Origin of the sequence: Vibrio tetraodonis, from assembly GCF_003350295.1 — a bacterium.
In the GTDB taxonomy this organism is placed as follows: domain Bacteria; phylum Pseudomonadota; class Gammaproteobacteria; order Enterobacterales; family Vibrionaceae; genus Vibrio; species Vibrio tetraodonis.
Genome location: NZ_QLYY01000027.1, coordinates 1 through 18,113, shown reverse-complemented (window position 1 = coordinate 18,113; position 18,113 = coordinate 1). Strand labels below are relative to the sequence as shown.

General features: G+C 44.0%; 16 protein-coding genes. 6 read left to right on the top strand and 10 right to left on the bottom strand.

Features of this window, described 5'->3' with window-relative positions; genetic code table 11:
* Nucleotides 1-53: 53 nt before the first annotated feature.
* The gene (gorA, locus tag DPF90_RS18780; RefSeq protein WP_114787842.1) at nucleotides 54-1,412 is read right to left on the bottom strand and encodes a glutathione-disulfide reductase; all 1,359 of its coding nucleotides are present in this window, start codon (nucleotides 1,410-1,412) and stop codon (nucleotides 54-56) included.
* 164 nt (nucleotides 1,413-1,576) lie between these two features.
* Nucleotides 1,577-2,416 (bottom strand): 23S rRNA (adenine(2030)-N(6))-methyltransferase RlmJ, encoded by an 840-nt coding sequence (locus DPF90_RS18775; protein ID WP_114787841.1) that lies wholly within the window; start codon nucleotides 2,414-2,416, stop codon nucleotides 1,577-1,579.
* A gap of 162 nt (nucleotides 2,417-2,578) precedes the next feature.
* Between DPF90_RS18775 and prlC the strand changes: the two genes are divergently transcribed.
* Entirely contained in the window at nucleotides 2,579-4,621 is a 2,043-nt protein-coding gene (gene prlC / locus DPF90_RS18770) for an oligopeptidase A (RefSeq protein WP_114787840.1), read from the top strand.
* Between the two features lie 55 nt (nucleotides 4,622-4,676).
* On the opposite strand, the gene DPF90_RS18765 is transcribed toward prlC, so the two are convergent.
* The 4 genes from DPF90_RS18765 to DPF90_RS18750 all read right to left on the bottom strand — a co-directional run bounded on the left by DPF90_RS18765 (nucleotide 4,677) and on the right by DPF90_RS18750 (nucleotide 7,088).
* Nucleotides 4,677-5,132, bottom strand: coding sequence for a DoxX family protein (locus DPF90_RS18765; RefSeq protein WP_114787839.1), 456 nt, complete (start codon nucleotides 5,130-5,132; stop codon nucleotides 4,677-4,679).
* Nucleotides 5,133-5,142: 10 nt separating this feature from the next.
* Entirely contained in the window at nucleotides 5,143-5,910 is a 768-nt protein-coding gene (locus tag DPF90_RS18760) for an HvfC/BufC N-terminal domain-containing protein (protein WP_114787838.1), read from the bottom strand.
* Complete coding sequence (bufB, locus tag DPF90_RS18755; protein WP_114787837.1) at nucleotides 5,907-6,767, bottom strand: MNIO family bufferin maturase; 861 nt, start codon at nucleotides 6,765-6,767, stop codon at nucleotides 5,907-5,909. Before bufB ends, DPF90_RS18760 begins: the two co-directional genes overlap by 4 nt.
* A 63-nt stretch (nucleotides 6,768-6,830) precedes the next feature.
* Complete coding sequence (locus DPF90_RS18750) at nucleotides 6,831-7,088, bottom strand: BufA1 family periplasmic bufferin-type metallophore (protein ID WP_114787836.1); 258 nt, start codon at nucleotides 7,086-7,088, stop codon at nucleotides 6,831-6,833.
* Nucleotides 7,089-7,392: 304 nt separating this feature from the next.
* Here DPF90_RS18750 and uvrD point away from each other — a divergent pair, with 304 nt between their 5' ends.
* Entirely contained in the window at nucleotides 7,393-9,564 is a 2,172-nt protein-coding gene (gene uvrD, locus DPF90_RS18745; RefSeq protein ID WP_114787835.1) for a DNA helicase II, read from the top strand.
* Between the two features lie 573 nt (nucleotides 9,565-10,137).
* Here the strand turns inward: uvrD and ggt are convergent.
* The 4 genes from ggt to rarD all read right to left on the bottom strand — a co-directional run bounded on the left by ggt (nucleotide 10,138) and on the right by rarD (nucleotide 14,569).
* Nucleotides 10,138-11,886: a gamma-glutamyltransferase gene (ggt, locus tag DPF90_RS18735; protein ID WP_114787834.1), complete on the bottom strand. Its 1,749-nt coding sequence runs from the start codon at nucleotides 11,884-11,886 to the stop codon at nucleotides 10,138-10,140.
* 96 nt (nucleotides 11,887-11,982) lie between these two features.
* Complete coding sequence (locus DPF90_RS18730) at nucleotides 11,983-12,645, bottom strand: LysE family translocator (protein ID WP_114787833.1); 663 nt, start codon at nucleotides 12,643-12,645, stop codon at nucleotides 11,983-11,985.
* A gap of 72 nt (nucleotides 12,646-12,717) precedes the next feature.
* A complete protein-coding gene (locus DPF90_RS18725) occupies nucleotides 12,718-13,509 on the bottom strand; it encodes an AraC family transcriptional regulator (protein WP_114787832.1) in 792 nt (263 codons plus the stop codon).
* A gap of 157 nt (nucleotides 13,510-13,666) precedes the next feature.
* Nucleotides 13,667-14,569, bottom strand: a complete 903-nt coding sequence (rarD, locus tag DPF90_RS18720) for an EamA family transporter RarD (RefSeq protein WP_114787831.1) — start codon at nucleotides 14,567-14,569, stop codon at nucleotides 13,667-13,669.
* A gap of 172 nt (nucleotides 14,570-14,741) precedes the next feature.
* On the opposite strand from rarD, the gene recQ reads away from it, so the two are divergent.
* From recQ to DPF90_RS18700, 4 genes are all read left to right on the top strand, one after another.
* Complete coding sequence (gene recQ, locus DPF90_RS18715; protein ID WP_114787830.1) at nucleotides 14,742-16,577, top strand: ATP-dependent DNA helicase RecQ; 1,836 nt, start codon at nucleotides 14,742-14,744, stop codon at nucleotides 16,575-16,577.
* Nucleotides 16,570-16,884, top strand: a complete 315-nt coding sequence (locus tag DPF90_RS18710) for a DUF3630 family protein (protein WP_114787829.1) — start codon at nucleotides 16,570-16,572, stop codon at nucleotides 16,882-16,884. Before recQ ends, DPF90_RS18710 begins: the two co-directional genes overlap by 8 nt.
* Before the next feature lie 246 nt (nucleotides 16,885-17,130).
* Entirely contained in the window at nucleotides 17,131-17,802 is a 672-nt protein-coding gene (locus tag DPF90_RS18705) for a 7-cyano-7-deazaguanine/7-aminomethyl-7-deazaguanine transporter (protein WP_114787828.1), read from the top strand.
* A 114-nt stretch (nucleotides 17,803-17,916) separates the two neighbouring features.
* Nucleotides 17,917-18,113 (top strand): transposase domain-containing protein (locus DPF90_RS18700; RefSeq protein ID WP_205395213.1); only part of this gene is annotated, 197 nt, incomplete at its 3' end.

Genomic DNA, 18,113 nt, shown 5'->3' with positions numbered 1-18,113 from the left:
AGTGGCGGTTAATTTTCCAGATTTATTTATGTGTGTAAGATGCTTTTCCTACACTAACCCGTCATGGTAACAAACTCTTCTGAGCCTGTTGGGTGTATGGCGACAACCGAATCAAAGTCTGCTTTGGTCGCGCCCATTTTCATCGCCACGCCAAAACCTTGAATCATTTCATCAACCGTAAAGCCGATACCATGTAAACCCACCACTTTTTCATCTTCGCCAGCGCAAATAAGCTTCATCTTACATGGTTGGCGATGTTTGGTGACGGCTGTGTACATGGCGGTAAAGCCAGATGTGTATACCTTAATGTTGTCTTTACCGTATTTTTGCTCCGCTTCTTGAGTCGTAAGGCCTATGGTGCCAATCGGCGGGTGACTAAATACCACGGTAGGGACTAAGTCATAATCCATTTTGGCATTAGGCTTATTATTAAATAGTCGCTCAGAAAGCTGTCTACCTGCTTTGACCGCAACAGGAGTCAGCTCTATACCACCTTCCATGATATCACCGACGCAGTAGATGCCCGCAACATTGGTTTGCTGATATTCATCTACCTTAATGTAACCTGATTGATTAGTTTCAACTCCGGTAGTTGCAAGGTTAATTGCATCGGTGGCTGGGTGGCGTCCTATCGCCCAAATCAGAGTGTCAACATTGTGCGTATTGCCATTTTCTAGGTGCAAGGTTAGGCTGCCATCGGCTTCTTTAACCACTTCTTTAGGTACAGAGTGAGTATGTAGAGTCGGCCCTTCAGCTTGCATTACCTCCACTAGCGTTTCTACGATCATAGGATCAAAGCTTCGCAGCGGCGACTCTTTACGGCAGAAAAGGTGAGTTTCAGTGCCAAGAGCATGCAAGACACCTGCAATCTCTACGGCAATATAGCCAGCACCAATAACGGCAACGCGCTTTGGTTGCTCGCTTAATTCGAAGAAGCCGTTAGAGTCGATACCGTGCTCTGCTCCTGGGATGTTAGGAATAGTTGGGCGGCCGCCGACAGCGATAAGGATGTGATCCGCTGTGTAGTGTTCACCATTGACTTCTACAGTTTTTGCATCGACAAACTTGGCAAAACCTTTAATAACGTTAACCTTGTTGTTACCTAGCACGCGATCGTAAGACTCGTGAATTCGCCCGATATAGGCTTGGCGGCTTTCGACCAATTTACTCCAATTGAAGTCTTTTAGATCCACATCAAAACCATAATCCTCGGCGTAGAGATTGATGGCTTCGGCGACTTGAGCTCCATGCCACATGACTTTCTTTGGCACACAGCCAACGTTCACACATGTACCGCCGAGATCTTGCGCTTCAATTAGCGCTACTTTTGCGCCATACATTGCTGCTCGGTTTGCTGATGCAATACCACCGCTACCACCGCCGATACAGATATAATCAAAATGAGTCGCCATTTATTTCTCCAATTTTTGCGAATCGATGTGCCAGATAAGTGTATCGTCACTTTGGCACCCGCGTTTCTTTATTGTCTATGATATGGAGGATAGATTGGCCTAACTCAATCTATCCAGCTTAAATTTTCTTCACTTGTCCACTTTAGGCGAGAAGTTCACTCATGTTACTCAGGTACAATCCACTTCACAGTGTAGTGACCCGTTGTCGGTGCAATAGCGTTTTTAAGGAAGGGGAGAATTGCTTGCATCTGGCTTTCAAGCTTCCATGGTGGGTTGATGACTATCATCCCAGATGCTGTCATGCCATGTTCGTTGCTGTCGGCTGATACGCCCAATTCTATTTGCAGTATTTTGCGAATCTCAAGCCCTTCAAGGCCTTCAATCATATCTTCGATGTCACACCGATTGACGACAGGATACCAAATAGCATAAATACCCGTTGCCCAGCGTTTGTGGCTTTGATGAATCGCTTGTACGACATCACGATATTCTTTCGCCAGCTCGTACGGTGGATCGATAAGCACCAGGCCTCGGCGCTCTTGAGGTGGTAGGCTTGCCTTGAGCCGTTTAAAACCATCTTCCTTGTAGATGCTTACCTGACGGTCACGGTGAAACTCTTGCTCGAGAAGTGGATAGTCGCTTGGATGCAATTCGGTTAATACCATGCGATCTTGTTTTCTAAGGTGCGCGCGCGCAACTCGTGGTGAACCTGGGTAATAACGTAAATTCTGACTATTATTTAGGACCTTGATTGAATCTAGGTAGCTTTGCAGTTCTGCTGGGATATCGACTTGCTGCCAGAGTCGAGCGATACCTTGTTTATATTCACCAGTTTTTTCTGCCCACTCATGGTTTAAGTCGTAGCGCCCAACGCCAGAGTGAGTATCGTGGTAAACAAAGGGTTTATCTTTTTGCTTCAGAGCATTGAGAATAAGGCTTTGAACGATATGCTTTAGGACATCGGCATGATTGCCAGCGTGAAAACTGTGGCGATAACTTAGCAAAATTGAACTCTCTAGTGGATCACGGTTGGGGAATTTTAATCCAGCTAGTATACGTCACTATTGAAAATTGCTGAACCTACCTATATTTAATAATTTAAACCCAGTCAGAGCTCAACAAGACAACACTGTCCGTGCGCTTTTTGCTAAACAAAAGGAATACTTATGTCTAATCCTCTTCTTAGTTTTACTGATTTACCTCCTTTTTCTCAAATTAAGCCGGAGCACGTTAAACCTGCAGTTGAACAAGCGATAGCCGATTGCCGCGCTAAAATCGAGCAAGTGTTGGCCGATAATTGCGAGCCTAGTTGGGAAAATATTGTCGCCCCTATCGAAGAAGTCGATGACCGTTTGAGTCGCATCTGGTCTCCGGTCAGTCATATGAACTCTGTGGTAAACAGTGAGCAATTACGTGAAGCTTATGAAAGTTGTTTGCCTCTTTTGTCTGAGTATGGAACTTGGGTTGGCCAGCATAAAGGCTTATTTGAAGCATACAAAGCTCTCAAGGAAAGTGATGAGTTTTCTCAGCTGACACAAGCGCAGAAAAAAACCGTGACAGATTCATTACGTGATTTTGAACTATCTGGTATTGATCTACCTGCAGATGAGCAGCATCGCTATGGTGAGATCAGCAAGCGTATGTCTGAGCTGGGGTCCAAGTTTTCCAACAATGTGCTTGATGCCACCATGGGCTGGACAAAGCATATAGAAGATGAGCAACAGCTAGCAGGTATGCCTGAATCTGCGTTGGCTGCGGCTAAAGCGGCGGCGCAGGCGAAAGAGCTGGATGGTTACCTGCTGACATTAGATATTCCTTCCTATTTGCCAGTGATGACTTATTGCGATAATCAGGCACTGCGTAAAGAGTTGTATGAGGCATACTCGACCCGAGCTTCTGACCGAGGTCCAAATGCAGGAGAGTGGGACAATACAGAGATTATCAATGAACAGCTCAAGCTGCGCTATGAAATCGCCCGTATGCTTGGTTTTAATACCTTTAGTGAGAAGTCTTTGGCGACTAAAATGGCAGAAAATCCTGCCCAAGTACTGAGCTTTCTCAATGATCTGGCCAATAAAGCCAAACCGCAAGGTGAGAAAGAAGTTGAAGAGTTGTGCCAATTCGCCAAGCGTGAATATGGCGTAGAAGAGCTTGAGCTGTGGGACATTACTTATTACAGCGAAAAGCAAAAGCAGCACTTGTTCCAGATTTCTGATGAAGAACTACGCCCTTATTTCCCTGAACAAAGAGCGGTGAGTGGTTTATTTGAGGTTTTGAATCGTGTCTTTGGTATGAAGGTCGTTGAGCGCCAAGGGGTAGATACTTGGCATGAGTCGGTGCGTTTTTTCGATATCTTTGATGCCAATGAAAAGCTGCGCGGCAGCTTTTATCTCGACTTGTATGCAAGGGAGCATAAGCGTGGTGGTGCTTGGATGGATGAATGTCGCGTTCGCCGCATCAACGCTAAGGGAGAGCTACAATCGCCAGTGGCCTACTTAACCTGTAACTTCACTCGCCCTGTTGGAGATAAGCCTGCGCTATTTACTCATAATGAAGTGGTGACCTTATTCCATGAGTTTGGTCATGGTATTCATCACATGTTAACACAAGTAGAAACTGGCGCGGTTTCTGGTATCAATGGTGTACCTTGGGATGCGGTAGAGCTGCCTAGTCAGTTTTTAGAAAATTGGTGCTGGGAGCAAGAGGCACTCGCCTTTATCTCTGGTCATTATCAAACAGGCGATCCTTTGCCAAAAGAGATGCTTGATAAGATGCTAGCTGCAAAAAACTTTCAGTCAGCCATGTTTATTTTGCGTCAGCTCGAGTTTGGTTTGTTTGACTTTACCCTTCATACACAATTTGATCCTGATATTGGACCCAAGGTATTGGAAACATTAGCCGAAGTGAAAGCTAAGGTAGCGGTTTTGCCAAGTTTGGAGTGGAATCGATTTTCTCATAGCTTTAGCCATATTTTCGCTGGTGGTTATAGTGCGGGGTATTACAGCTATCTGTGGGCTGAGGTGCTGTCTTCCGATGCTTTCTCTCGTTTTGAAGAAGAGGGAATATTCAATGCGGAAACTGGTAAGAGTTTCTTAAATAATATCCTTGAGATGGGTGGCAGCGAAGAGCCTATGGAGCTGTTTAAGCGTTTTCGTGGAAGAGAGCCGCAAATTGATGCCTTGCTTCGTCACGCAGGTATCGAAGCCTAATTCGAAATAATAACAAGCCACGCCTTCTGTCGGAAGGCGTGGCTGTTTCCATCCACTAGCTCTGCAATTTCCCTTTGATGAGTTTGTCGGCAGAAATTGGCCCTGGTCCCCACACAATCACGATTAAAATCATTAACCCCCACAACTGATGGTCGTAGAAGCCTTTCTCCCATAGCAGGGGGTACGAGACGACAGCTATAATATTAAACACAAACAATATCGCTCCCATTGGTCGAGAGAGCAGTCCTAATGCAAGAAAAACCGGAAGAATAAGCTCTGCAGCGGTTCCCATATAAGCGGCCAGCTCCCAAGGTAGAATTGGCACTTGATATTCGTATTCGAACAAATACAAGGTGCTGTCCCAAGAGGAAATTTTCACCAGTCCAGAATTAAAAAATACCCACGCAACCCATAAGCGGCAAAAGAGCAATAACAGTGGAACAAAAAAGCATTGAGCTTTGTCGACTATGGCGTCGTAGCGCTTAATTAGGTTATTTATCGACTCGGGCATAGTTATATCCTTATTGATGTGGCGCGAGAGAAAAGCCGCAAATGAATTGATGTTCGAGCAGTGTTTCGAGGCATGCAAGGTGCGTTTCAGGGATCTGCCCCAAGGTATATCCGTTTTTGAGATACTCAACCAGTTCGAATGATGTGTTATTCAGTTTCACTGTCGAGCACGGGCCATCATATTGGCTCATCATGACGCCTTGCTCTGCATGATTGATATCTAGCTGTGAGAAGTCATTAGCTTCAATGGATAAGTGCAGAGAAAAGACAGCAAAGCGTGATTGAAAGGTTAGTGCATTGGGAGATAAGTGGAGCTTGATATATTGATGATGTTCTTGTGGTACAGTTGACAACTGATTGATAGAAAGTAAGTGCTTGCTTGGATCGACTTTAGATAAGATTTGTTCTGATAGATCAATCTGCCATTCAAACTTAGCGACCTCTTGAATATAAGGAGCAGCTTCCATTACCTTGGGGAAGTTTTCTATGCTGCTCGCAAAGTGTTCGCCGTAGTGGCTTACATTACCAGACTTGAGCGGGCTGTTGAGAATATGCTGGCGAGCCAGCTGGGTAAAGCACTCCTCTCCAACCAAGATATGAACCATGGGATAGGTTGCCTGAAGAACGTCGGTTAAACTAATAATAAAGTTATTACGATAGATTTGGATGCGTTCCTCTGCGGTAAAATGATCGCTTTTGATATGGCACTCTTCTCCAGATGTTTGGTATTGGAGCGCACTGGCGAAGTTCTGCTGCAGGTCCGCAAGAGTTAAGCTCATGACGCTTTTCTTCCTTTGAGTGTGCTAAATGGTATTAATCTTTGGCTTGCCTTTTGGCATTCTTCTAACAGCACTTCTGGCTCTGGTATATCGAGATCCCACTCAATCAGAGTATGACGTGGGCCATGACGGGATAGCCAATATTCATACAGCGACCAAACATCATCACTTACTGGCTGACTGTGGGTATCAATCCATATTTCCCCTTGCTCAAGGTGTTTAATGGTAAAGCCTGCCAGATGTATCTCATCAACTTTATCTGCTGGAATTGCTTCAATGTACGTTTGACAATCGAAGCCATGGTTAAAAGCGGAGACATGAATATTGTTGAGATCGAGCAATAGTCTGCAGTCAGTACGCTTTTGCACTTGATTTAGAAACTCCCATTCTTCAATGGTTGAGTGGTCAAATTTTAGATAACTTGATGGGTTTTCAATAAGAATCGGTCGTTTTAAATATTCTTGTACATGGTTTACGTTGCGGCAGAAAACATCCAAAGCTTCTTCGGTATAAGGCAAAGGAAGAAGGTCATTAAAGTAATGTCCGCCGTGATGGCTCCAGCTGAGGTGATCCGAAATAAGAAATGGCTGGACTTCATCGACAAGCATTTTAAGCTTTTTGAGGTGTTGAGTGTTTACCGGTTCAATGCTGCCAAGGGAGAGACCTATTCCATGACAGCTAATCTGATAATTATCGACAAGTTGTCGCAGTTTTTTTCTAGCTGTTGAATAAGGCTCAAAATAGTTTTCACTATGAATCTCTAACCAGCTTAGGGGCGGTTTGTTGGTAATAAAATAATCGACGTGAGGAGCACGTAGGCCGACACCCACTTGTTTATGATATTTATCTGTCTTCACTCATTATTCCTTTATGAGCGTCAAACTAAGGCGGCTTATCTGTGATAAAGCCGCCTTTGCTTGCTATGAGGACTGCGTGCTGCCGCCGACTAACCTTTCACATAGACCTTTGGGTACAACCACAAAAGCATCTTTCTGGTTATCTTCTTTTGAAGTGCCAGCGCAAGAGCTGGATTTGGTTGCACAGTCATTTTTTCCAGCTTTTGAAACGCCGTAGCACTTTTCCTTCTCTGCAGCCAAAGCAGGTGTGGTCATTACACTTGCACCAAACGCAACAAGGCTGGTGACCGCAGCTGTGACAGCAAGACTTGATTTTTTCATTCTCGTTTCCTCTGGTTTTCCATTCTCAGTGAAGACTTTAATACCTTAGCGCATAGTTCCTTGAGGTTTGGCTAAGGCTGCTTAGCACAGTATTTCATATGCTTGTTCAACTAAAAGGATAGAAAAAACATCGCAAAACTTTCAAAAACACGTTAAATAAAGATACAGAAGGAATTTAATCTCCCTAACTTATTGTTTTGATGTATGTATCGAGGCAATTTTTTTGCAGCGAATGTTCTAAACTCGGTCTGGTGTTTAGGTTATAATCACTTTTCATGTATAGATAACCAGTGACTGAATGCTAATGGATCCCTCTTTACTCATCGATGGTCTAAACGATAAGCAGCGTGAAGCTGTTGCTGCTCCACTTGAAAACTTATTGGTTTTAGCGGGGGCAGGAAGTGGTAAAACACGGGTGCTCGTACATCGGATTGCTTGGCTGATGTCCGTTGAGCAGGCTTCGCCTTTTTCAATTATGTCTGTGACCTTTACCAATAAAGCAGCTGCTGAGATGCGAGGTCGTATCGAAGACTTGATGATGGGAACCACATCAGGTATGTGGAACGGTACTTTTCACGGTATTTGTCATCGTATTTTGCGTGCTCATTATCTGGATGCTGGGTTGTTGGAAGATTTTCAGATCATGGACAGTGATGATCAACAGAGACTTCTGCGACGATTGATTAAAGCACAGAACTTGGATGAGAAACAGTGGCCAGCAAGGCAAGTTGCTTGGTGGATTAACGGGAAAAAAGATGAAGGGTTACGTCCAAATCATATTGATGCGTATCGCGATCCTGTGACTCAAACTTATCTTCAACTCTATAGTACCTACCAAGAAGCGTGTGATCGCGCGGGTTTGGTGGATTTTGCCGAAATTCTACTTCGAGCTCACGAGCTGCTACGAAATAAAAAACATATTCGTGAGCATTACCAAGCCCGTTTTAAGCATATCCTTGTGGATGAGTTCCAAGATACCAATAATATCCAATACGCTTGGCTAAGAATGATGGCAGGACCAGAATCTAATGTGATGATTGTGGGGGATGATGATCAATCAATTTACGGTTGGCGCGGAGCAAAAATCGAGAATATTGAAAAATTTACTCAAGAGTTTCCAAGTGTTAATACCATTCGCCTCGAACAAAACTATCGCTCGACCAAGACGATTCTTGAGGCTTCCAATGCGTTGATTGCCAATAATACCGAACGTATGGGCAAAGAATTGTGGACCGAGGGCTTAGCTGGCGATCCTATTTCAGTTTATTCGGCTTATAACGAATTAGATGAAGCGCGTTTTGCGGTTAATAAAATCAAAGATTGGCAGGAAAAAGGTGGCTCACTTAATGATGCGGCCATGCTTTATCGTAACAATGCTCAGTCGCGTGTGTTAGAAGAAGCCTTAATTCAAGCAGGTTTGCCTTATCGCATTTATGGTGGGATGCGATTTTTCGAGCGTCAGGAAATCAAGGATGCCCTGAGTTATTTGCGCTTGATAGCAAACCGTAATGATGATGCCGCATTTGAAAGAGTGGTCAATACGCCAACCCGAGGACTGGGAGACAAAACGCTCGAGACGCTGCGTTTAGCCGCTAGGGATCGCGGATGTACCATGTGGGATGCCAGCGTGGCTTTGTTAGAAGAGAAAGTGTTTGCAGGTAGAGCTGCCTCTGCTCTTGGACGTTTTGTTGAACTGATTAACGCGCTTGAAGATGATACCAGTGAGTTGCCACTGCATGCTCAGACTGACCATGTGATCAAGTATTCTGGTTTGTATGCGATGTACGAACAGGAAAAAGGTGAAAAGTCGAAAGCTCGCATTGAGAACTTAGAAGAGCTGGTCACGGCTACGCGTCAGTTTGAAAAGCCGGAAGAAGCGGAAGAGATGACTTTACTCACGGCATTTTTGACCCATGCTGCGTTGGAAGCGGGTGAAGGGCAAGCTGATGAATTTGAAGATGCAGTGCAGCTGATGACTTTGCACAGCGCCAAAGGATTGGAGTTCCCATTGGTCTTTATGGTTGGAGTGGAAGAGGGAATGTTTCCAAGCCAGATGTCAGCCGAAGAAGCGGGTCGCTTGGAAGAGGAGCGACGCTTGTGTTATGTGGGCATGACTCGTGCGATGGAAAAGCTCTACATCACTTATGCTGAAATGCGCCGCTTGTATGGCCAAGATAAATATCATAAACCATCACGCTTCATTCGAGAGTTGCCCGAAAGTTGTTTAGATGAAGTTCGAATGAAAGCTCAGGTTAGCAGGCCTGCGAGTGCGGGTCGATTTAGTACTCAAGTTGTCAAAGATAACTTTAATGAAACCGGTTTTAGTCTGGGGTCGCGTGTTAAACATCCCAAGTTTGGTGAAGGGACCATTATTAATTTTGAAGGCAGTGGCCATCAAGGTCGGGTACAAGTTGCTTTTAATGGTGAAGGGATTAAATGGTTGGTGACTGCCTATGCAAAGCTTGAGCAGCTTTAGATGAAAAGAAAAACCCCGAGGGCTTTCGCCCATCGGGGTTATAGTCTTACTCGCAGCATTCCCGCTACTAAAGGTGCTCCATGCATCATTCCTTGATAGTATGCTGATGTCCTTCAGCTCAGTCCTTTCATCGCCATCCTAGCGGTGTCCATGACCTTATCCTGGTCCGCTAACTATCCTAGTTAGCTCACATCGCCTAATCCTTAAGCGGTATCCATTTCCCTTCCCTAGTAGTAACCCATCCTAGTTACTATTATGAGTCCGTTCAATGTCCAGTTTGCTTTCCTTGCCGACTACTAAACTAAGTAGCCGAATCTTCATCCTGAAGATCACCAATTCCTTGGCCTTTCCTGTTCCGTGTCAGTATCCTTCCGACAAGTGCTATATTACGATGCCAAGAATATTCCTCAAGGTTGGGCTCTTTATTCGTTATTAAAATCAAGCGTTCAAAAATAAAACAAAACCTTTTCTAACAGCTAGTTATATTGCTCTAATTTTAATAAACTCATTAAAAAAGAGGTATTTACGCACCATCTTGTAAGAAATATCTCACAAGATGGCGGGTAAATATTACTAATGACCGATTGCCGTACCCTCTCTTCTTGGATCTGCTGCCCCTTCTAATTGGCGACCATTAATAAGTATTGCGTGAAGACCTGAGTTCAAGTCGCTCACTTTGATCTCAAATCCCATCCTTTCGAGTTCTGGCTTGAGCTCTTCTGCAGAGGTACCTTGTTCGATATCAAGTGTGCCGAAACGGTTTAGTACATGAGCTTGATTGATAGCTTGCTGGATATCCATGCCCCACTGAGTATGAGCAATAATGGCTTGTGCTACATAGCCTATAATGCGACTTCCCCCAGGCGAGCCGATCGCCATATAGGGTTTGCCATCTTTTAATATGATGGTTGGCGCCATAGAGGAACGGGGGCGCTTACCCGGCTCGAGGCGATTAGCAATTGGTTTGCCATTATTGTGGGTACGAAATGAGAAGTCAGTGAGCTCGTTGTTGAGAATAAAGCCGTTGGTCATGAGGCGTGAGCCAAATGCATTTTCAACCGATGCTGTCATGGATACGACATTACCTTCATTGTCGACAATATTGAAGTGACTGGTTGAAGGAAGCTCAATAGATTCGTCAGGACTTTGTTGACGTGCGTAACTCCATGGAGGTGAACCTGCCGAAACACTTTCTAATGCTTTTCCCGGAGTAATCAGTTTTGCGCGCTGTTTTAAGTATTCAGAATCAACTAGGCCTTGAGTCGGCATAGGAACAAAGTCTTCATCCGCCATGTACATGCCACGATCTGCAAAGGCTAAACGCGAAGCATCAGCAATGACTTGCCAAGATGTAGCACTTTCGGGGCCCCAAGCTTGAAGATCAAACTCTTGTGTCATGGTTAATATTTGATTGACAGTAAGTGCGCCAGAAGCGGGTGGGCCTATACCGCAAATATCATAGCTTTGGTAAGCTGAGCAAACAGGCTCTCGCTGTTTGACTTTATAGGTGTCGAAATCTTGCTGGGCGAGGACACCTGGATTACCTTGTGCTGATTTTACTGTGTTAACGATATCTCTAGCAATTTTACCTTTATAGAAAGCATCGGCTCCGTGGTTGGCAATGCTAGATAAGGTGTTTGCATAAGCTGGGTTTTTTAAAATGGAGCCTTGTTTTTTTGCTGAGCCATCAGGGTTAAAGAAATAGGCTTTTGTGGCAGGAAAACGAGACAAACGCTTGGCATCTTTACTGATTAGGGTGGCAAGCCTAGGGCTGATAGCAAAGCCTTGTTTGGCTACCTGAATTACCGGTTCAAATAGTTGCTCCCATTTCAGCTTTCCATATTTTTGGTGGGTTTCCCACATCAATTTTACTACTCCAGGTGTGCCAACAGAGCGGCCGCCGACCACGGCATCATAAAATTGCATCGGCTGACCGTGTTCGTCCTGAAATAACTGTGGTGTCGCGGCTAGAGGAGCGGTTTCTCGTCCGTCGTAGGTCGTCAGTTTTTTTTGTTTAGCATCCCAGTAGACAAGAAAAGCACCACCGCCAATACCGGAAGATTGTGGTTCGACAAGTCCCAACATAAGCTGAGTGGTTATCATGGCATCGATGGCGTTGCCACCTTGTTTGAGGATATTAGCGCCAGCTTGAGTCGCAAGTGGATTTGCGGCTGTAACCATCCAGTCTTTCGCTTTGACTAATTGTTTTGTTTCTAGGCCGCTGCTTTGTTCAGGGGCAACAGAATCGGCTGCCTGATCGGCGAAAGCTGAAACCGAGGTCAATAATAGACAGGTTGTTAAAAATGGTCGTTTCCACTGCATTTTGTACTCCTTGTTAATTATGCGGTGACAGAGTGGCAGTGGAAGCGCTGGGAGTCTAAAGGTTTGTTATAAAAATGTAACACCGAATCAATTTTTTTACACTTTTAACAGTAACTCAGATATGGACTGCCAAAGAATACTGGTGCCTATGATGGTGAATATAAGCCCACACAAGCCATCAATATAAAATGCCATCGCTTTGATTTTTCCTTGCATATGTTTGGTAGAAAGTGCCCAAGCGAGTAGGGAGAACCATACAAATGAGAGACCCCACAATATACCCAATGCAAGTCCTTTACCTGTGAGCGACATATCTGCTGGCACTAGACTTGACATAAGACTTATGAAGAAAACGAGAGCTTTAGGGTTAAGGATATTAGTTGATAATCCTCGAGAGAAAGCTTGACGCTTATTGCTCAGCAATGTGCTGCTTTCCTGCTTAGATTGTGACTCGAGATTATTTTTTGCTTGCCAACACCCTTTGAGAGCACAATAACCCAAATAAGCTAGGTAGCTACCCCCGACGAACTGCAATCCAGCAAAGAGTTCTGGTTGTTGGTGAACCAAGTAGCTAATTCCAGTTAGGCTCAAGATAGAGTGCAGTAGGATGCCAAATGAGAGACCTAAGGCAATATAGAGTCCGGTTTGACGGCCATAACGTGCGGCATTTTGGACCACTAAAGCAAAATCTGGCCCTGGGCTCATGAGGGCAATAAAATGTACGCTGGCAAGCGTAGTAAGAATGGTGACTTCGTTCATTGTGATGCTCATTAGTTAATCATGAGCGTATTTTGTCTTAATCAACACAGTGAAGATTGTAAATTATTAACACTAAATCTTAGAGGGTGAAATACCATAAGACGCTTTAAAGGCTTTGCTAAAATGAGCTTGGTCATAAAAACCAATTTGATGGGCGACCGCAGTGCCACTTACTCCGTTTTTAAGCAGTTTAAAACCATATTCTAGCCTTAAACGGCTGAGCCAAGCATAAGGTGTTAAACCGACTTTAGCTTTAAAGTGACGTTGAAATTGTGTCGGGCTGAGTTCACACAGTTGTGACAATTCTTCAAGCTTTACTGGCTGGGCTAAATTTTCCATTAAATAGTCTTTTAGTGTTGAGATTGATTGATTTCCCAGTGGTAGGGTATTTTTTTGCTGTATGGCGCCGTAGTGACGAAACAAAAGCTCAAAGCCCTCATAAGGCAGGCAATCTTTTGCTAACTGACTAAGGTTGTTTGTTCCCAAGGCTTGATGGACTCTGACCATATGTTGGAAGAGAGTGGGGTTTGCAATAATCAATTGGCTGAACTGAACCTGATCCTTCTCACTCTTTAGATCGGCGAGCTCACTAAACCATTTGGGATCGATGGAGAAAACTCTTACTTGATACCCATTACTATGGATTGAGCTTCCATCATGCAGTTCATCGGGAGGCATGATGACGACTTGCCCTTGCCCAATGGTATGATTTACACCTTGGTAAAAGAATTTTTGTTGACCGCTTGTCACCAAGCCAATATGAAAGTCGAGATGATAGTGTCTTCGAAAAGCGAACTTTTGGTAGTTCGCATGGATCAGACCGATTGCTTTATTTTGTGTGGTGAGATAATTGATCTTATCCATAGTAATGCTTTGTGTGAATTTTGACCAATCATATACACAGTTTAATCATTTGTCTTGTAAATAAAGATCAGTTATCAGAGATTTGTAAGCATATACCCGCAAGGTTGAGAGATGCTTGTACTCCATGATTTCTATTATGAATGGAGTACATACCACACTAAGAGCTTGGTTTTCCTGAGTGTTTTTTCGCTTTAAGCCCGTCATAACTAAAAATGACCAAAGCACTCCAGATAAATGCAAAGGTGATGGCCTTATCTATTGTAAAAGACTCACCGTAGACCAAGACTGCTAGCAAAAACATTAAGCTTGGACCTATATACTGAAAAAATCCCAAAGTAGAGAGCTTTAGGCGAGTAGCTGCGCCAGTAAAGCAAAGTAGCGGGAGAGTGGTCACTATGCCTGCACAGATCAATAACATATTTAAGGTCACAGTGTTAAGGCTAGGATCCGAAGTGGCAGAGTCGGCAATCCAAAGCAGATAAATGGCTGCTGCTGGCAGCATCACCAAGGTCTCGATAAACAAACCAGTCTGTGCATCGACTTTGACTTTTTTACGCAGCAATCCATAAAATCCAAAGGTTAATGCTAGCGCGATGGCAACGGTAGGGATTGAGCCAAATATGATCACTTGTATGGCTACACCGCAAGTCGCCAGAGCAACGGCAAACCACTGCATTTTTCTCAAGCGCTCGCCCAAGAATATCAATCCGAGCATGACATTGAGTAAAGGGTTGATATAGTAGCCAAGACTGGCATCTAGCATATGGTTTGAGTTCACTGCCCAAATGTAAATCAGCCAATTGACTCCAACTAACAGAGCGGTAGAAATTAATAGCGACATCTTGCCTTTTGAGCGGCAGATATCTCTTGCGCCGCGCCAGCGTCGGCCTATGTGTAACAAAACAGCAAGTAGAATAAATGACCAAATGACGCGATGACTGAGGATTTCAAGAGCTGGGACCTGGCTTATAGCTTTGAAGTAAATCGGTGCAATGCCCCACATTGTGTAAGCTGCGATGGCGAGTAGGATACCCTGTCTTGATTCTTGTTCTGTGGTCATTAATGTATTTCTTCTTATTCTATTGTTTGTCTAGTATACAAATTGGTAAATATATCATCTAGTGCTTGGCATCTTTTCGTCTTAATAGACGGTAATTTGCGGTTTTATTCATATCCGAACCCCACTACAATGTGCGCTTCACTTTCTTCTACCCTGTCTAACTGAGGCACTCATGACTGAGATATTGTTTGCTCAACAAGCCGAACCCTCAATCACACCTGAAGCTGTCCTAGAAGAAGTGTTTGGCTATAAAACATTTCGCGATGGTCAAAAAGAAGTGATCCATGCTGTAGTGAGTGGTCAGGATTGTATCGTCATTATGCCAACTGGTGGTGGGAAGTCACTCTGCTACCAGATCCCAGCTTTAGTCTGTAAAGGGTTAACTATAGTGATTTCTCCTTTGATTTCACTAATGAAAGACCAAGTTGATCAGTTAAAAGCCAATGGTGTTTCGGCTGAGTGTATAAACTCAACAATGACGCGCGAGGAACTCAGTAGCGTATACAGTCGTATGCAAATGGGGCAATTGAAACTTGTTTATGTTTCTCCAGAGCGGGTGCTGATGCGAGACTTTGTTGAGCGGCTTGAAACTCTTTCGTTGTCAATGATTGCTGTTGATGAAGCCCATTGTATATCTCAGTGGGGGCATGACTTTAGACCAGAATATGCTTCCTTGGGTCAACTAAAACAGCAATTTCCTCATGTGCCTATTATGGCGCTGACCGCCACCGCGGATGAGGCGACTCGAAATGATATTACCCATAGATTGCAGTTTCGAGAGCCGCATGTTTATTTAGGCAGCTTCGATAGGCCCAACATTCGCTATACCTTGCTAGAGAAACATAAACCAATTTCTCAAATCATAAGATTCGTTACCGGACAAAAAAACCAGTGCGGCATTATTTATTGTGGCAGCCGCAAGAAAGTCGAAATGGTGACAGAGAAATTGTGCAACAACCATATCCGCGCTGCGAGTTATCATGCAGGGTTAGATACCGATGAACGAGCTTATGTTCAAGAGGCTTTTCAGCGAGATGATATACAGATAGTGGTTGCCACTGTCGCTTTTGGTATGGGTATTAATAAGCCTAACGTTCGTTTTGTTGTTCACTTCGACATTCCACGCAACATAGAGTCCTACTATCAGGAGACGGGGCGAGCTGGTCGAGATGGTCTGCCAGCTGAAGCAATGATGCTGTATGACCCAGCGGACATGGGTTGGTTAAGACGCATGTTGGATGAAAAAGATGAAGGACCGCAAAAGCAGGTAGAAAGTCATAAGTTAAATGCCATGAGTGCTTTCGCTGAAGCGCAAATTTGTCGGCGCCAAGTCCTACTCAATTATTTCGGTCAATACAGTGATAAGCCTTGCGGCAATTGTGATATTTGCCTTGACCCCCCCAAACATTTTGATGCGACGGACCAAGCACGTAAGGCAATATCTTGCGTTTACCGAGTCAACCAGAACTTTGGTATTGGTTATGTGGTTGAAGTGCTACGCGGCATGCAAACTAGCCGCATCAGAGAGCATGGTCATGATAAGCTCTCAACTTATGGTCTTGGCAGTGAAAACAGCCATGATTACTGGGTCAGTATCTTTCGTCAGTTGATACACAAAGGGATGCTGACGCAAAATATTACCCGTAATTCAACACTTCAGTTAACTGAAGAAGCTCGCCCACTCTTACGGGGTGATATGAGCTTAGAGCTGGCGGTTCCTAGACTGGATACTGCCGCGAGAACGGCTAAATCAGATAAGCTAACCAGTAAGAATTACGATAAGAAGTTATTTGCCAAGCTGCGCAAATTGCGTAAATCGATTGCTGATGAAGATGGGCTACCACCATACGTCGTTTTTAGTGATGCAACATTAATTGATATGGCGGAAATATTACCCACTTCTTATGGTGAAATGCTGGCTGTTAGTGGAGTAGGACAGCGTAAGTTGGAGAAGTACGCCGATCCATTTTTAGATTTGATTCAGGAGCATGTTTCTTACCATGGTTGACTCGACACACAGATTCGGTTTGCGGGCATATCAGCCGCAAGAGGGGCGTTTGGAACTAAAAACGCCCAGCTTTGATTTTGATAGCTTTCCCGAAATGGCAGAGCAAATGGTGGCACTACTTTCCGCAACCGTAATAGAAAAGCAATGGGATGCGGACATTCACTCATGGTTAATTGACTTTGAAGGTTGTCAGCTATTACTCAAATCTGAGTATTATAGTGAAAGTGTATGGATTGAGTCACTAATGATAAAAGACAGCAAGGAAGAACTTGATTACCTGGCTAACTTATTTCGCTGTGGCTTTTAGCTAGGCATCTTGCGCGTCCATAGTCGCTATTGCAGCAAAAGGTGGTTAATGTATAATCACCGACCGCGATAATTATCAAGTTGAATATCGATAGATGTTTATTCTAGCTGTGGCGAAATTTTTTGCTTGAGATATTCGTCTAGATAATTATCAGCTTTGATTATTAACAGTGTTGGTAAGAGCTCAATAACATATTGAACTCGATTTGGGTTCCCTCACCCCCAAACCAAATTAAAAAGGTATCTTATGAGTAGTTTTTCTCTCGCTCAGCAGCGTAAAGCGCTTTTTGTTTTAACTCTGTTTCATCTCGTCGTTATTGCTTCTAGTAACTATTTGGTCCAATTGCCATTTACAGTTTTTGGCTTTCATACCACTTGGGGCGCCTTCACTTTTCCATTTATCTTTTTGGCGACTGACCTGACAGTACGTATTTTTGGTGCTCAGTTAGCACGAAAAATCATCTTTTGGGTAATGTTGCCAGCGCTCGCGGTGTCTTATGGGTTGTCAGTGCTCTTTTTTGAAGGCCAATTTCAAGGCTTCTCTCATCTGAGTGAATTTAACCTATTTGTTGCACGTATCGCGATTGCAAGTTTTATGGCTTATCTGCTCGGTCAGATATTGGATGTGCATGTATTTAATCGCTTGCGGCAAATGAAGCAGTGGTGGATAGCACCGACTTGTTCAACCTTGATCGGCAACGCTCTTGATACTATCGCTTTTTTCTCGATTGCCTTTTACCAAAGTAGCGACCCTTTTATGGCAGAGCATTGGATTGAAATAGCCTTGGTTGATTATGGCTTTAAACTCATCATTAGCTTAGGCCTGTTTGTTCCTATGTATGGTGTGCTATTGAACTATCTGGTGAAAAAAATCACTGCTGTTAACCCCAACTTTAGCGTTCTCGGCGCCAGTTCATAGTGGATTAAGAACGAAAAGCCCAGACACTTGTCTTAATGCCGATCGGTTTAGAGACTTGAACGATCCTGGGATCGTATGATAATCCCCACTAACTTTGTTAGTGGGGATTTTTCTATGTTGGCTGAAGAGTTAGTTCTAGCTCATGATACTATTGAAGATGGCAAAAATTATGAGTCTGTAATTAATGCCATTCAACTTGAATGGATAGAGCAAGCTCTCTATGAAACATCTAAAGCGAGTATCAGAAGGCGTCGGCTACCAGCCCAACAAGCCGTATGGCTCGTCATTTGGATGGGATTGCAGAGAAATAA

Coding starts and splice junctions, on each gene's coding strand:
- gorA (WP_114787842.1), bottom strand. CDS start 1,412: ATGGCGACTCATTTTGATTATATCTGTATCGGCGGTGGTAGCGGTGGT.
- prlC (WP_114787840.1), top strand. CDS start 2,579: ATGTCTAATCCTCTTCTTAGTTTTACTGATTTACCTCCTTTTTCTCAA.
- DPF90_RS18765 (WP_114787839.1), bottom strand. CDS start 5,132: ATGCCCGAGTCGATAAATAACCTAATTAAGCGCTACGACGCCATAGTC.
- DPF90_RS18760 (WP_114787838.1), bottom strand. CDS start 5,910: ATGAGCTTAACTCTTGCGGACCTGCAGCAGAACTTCGCCAGTGCGCTC.
- DPF90_RS18750 (WP_114787836.1), bottom strand. CDS start 7,088: ATGAAAAAATCAAGTCTTGCTGTCACAGCTGCGGTCACCAGCCTTGTT.
- uvrD (WP_114787835.1), top strand. CDS start 7,393: ATGGATCCCTCTTTACTCATCGATGGTCTAAACGATAAGCAGCGTGAA.
- ggt (WP_114787834.1), bottom strand. CDS start 11,886: ATGCAGTGGAAACGACCATTTTTAACAACCTGTCTATTATTGACCTCG.
- DPF90_RS18730 (WP_114787833.1), bottom strand. CDS start 12,645: ATGAACGAAGTCACCATTCTTACTACGCTTGCCAGCGTACATTTTATT.
- DPF90_RS18725 (WP_114787832.1), bottom strand. CDS start 13,509: ATGGATAAGATCAATTATCTCACCACACAAAATAAAGCAATCGGTCTG.
- rarD (WP_114787831.1), bottom strand. CDS start 14,569: ATGACCACAGAACAAGAATCAAGACAGGGTATCCTACTCGCCATCGCA.
- recQ (WP_114787830.1), top strand. CDS start 14,742: ATGACTGAGATATTGTTTGCTCAACAAGCCGAACCCTCAATCACACCT.
- DPF90_RS18710 (WP_114787829.1), top strand. CDS start 16,570: ATGGTTGACTCGACACACAGATTCGGTTTGCGGGCATATCAGCCGCAA.
- DPF90_RS18705 (WP_114787828.1), top strand. CDS start 17,131: ATGAGTAGTTTTTCTCTCGCTCAGCAGCGTAAAGCGCTTTTTGTTTTA.